Origin of the sequence: Streptosporangium sp. NPDC006013 (assembly GCF_040614275.1) — a bacterium.
GTDB lineage: Bacteria > Actinomycetota > Actinomycetes > Streptosporangiales > Streptosporangiaceae > Streptosporangium.
Window position 1 is genome coordinate 1 of the sequence record NZ_JBEXUE010000992.1, and the last position, 1053, is coordinate 1053.

The window sequence follows — 1053 nt, forward strand, 5'->3', positions numbered from 1 at the left end:
GAGGAGTCCGGGCTGGAATGGACGCATGTGCGGCCGGGCGGGTTCATGACGAACATGCTGCAGATCTGGGCGCCGTCCATCCGGGCCGAGCGGGTGGTCCGCTACCCGTTCGCGGAGGAGCCGATGAACCTGATCCACGAGGCCGACATCGCCGCAGTCGCCGTCGCCGCGCTGCTGGAGGACGGCCACCATGGCAGGGCGTACACGTTGACCGGGCCGGGGCTGGTCACCGTTCGCGAGCAGGTGGCGGCCATCGCCGACGCGCTCGGCGAACCGGTCCGCTACGAAGAGGTCAGCCGCGAGCGCGCCCGTGAGCTGATGAAGGCACAAGGAGGGTTCGCCGCCGAGTCGGCCGATCTGATGCTGGGCTTCATCGAGTACGACGGCGGCGCCGCGACCGGCGCCGATGGCTACGCCGACCAGGACTGGTCGGCGCTGATGCGGGTCTGGCCGGACGTGGAACAGGTCACCGGACGCCCCTCGCGCAGCTACGCCGAATGGGCCCGCGATCATGTCGCGGACTTCCGCTGACCGTCATCGATCGCCCTGGGCGTTCCATCCCACCTCGAATTGGAACCCTTACATGACCGACGCCTTGACACTGCCGGCGACACCGCCCCCGGCCGCATCCACGTCCTACCGGTGGCGGTGGCCGGCTCTGGCGGTGATCCTCACCGGCTCGATGATGGAAATGCTGGACTCCACCGTCACCAGCATCGCCGGCCCGACTATCCGGGCCGACCTCGGCGGCGGCACCTCCCTGATTCAATGGCTCGGGGTGGCCTACACCCTGGCCATGACCGCCGGCCTGCTGGTCGGCGGCAGGCTCGGCGACATCGCCGGTCGAAAGCGCATGTTCCTCATCGGCGTCGACGGCTTCGTGGCGGGCTCCCTGCTGTGCGCGATCGCGACCGGGCCGGAGATGGTGATCGCCGCTCGCGCGATGCAGGGCCTGTTCGGCGCCTGCATGATCCCCCAAGGGCTCGGCATGCTGAAGGAGATGTTCCCGCCCCGGGAACTGCAGGCAGCCTTCGGTGCGATGGGCCCGTTCAT

Annotated in this window: 2 protein-coding genes; both read left to right on the forward strand. The window is 69.3% G+C overall.

The window, feature by feature from the left end:
- Positions 1-531, forward strand: a 531-nt coding sequence (locus ABZ260_RS51510; RefSeq protein ID WP_355633370.1) for an NmrA family NAD(P)-binding protein, incomplete at its 5' end; no start/stop codon positions are given.
- 133 nt (positions 532-664) lie between these two features.
- Positions 665-1053 (forward strand): MFS transporter (locus ABZ260_RS51515; RefSeq protein ID WP_355633372.1); only part of this gene is annotated, 389 nt, incomplete at its 3' end.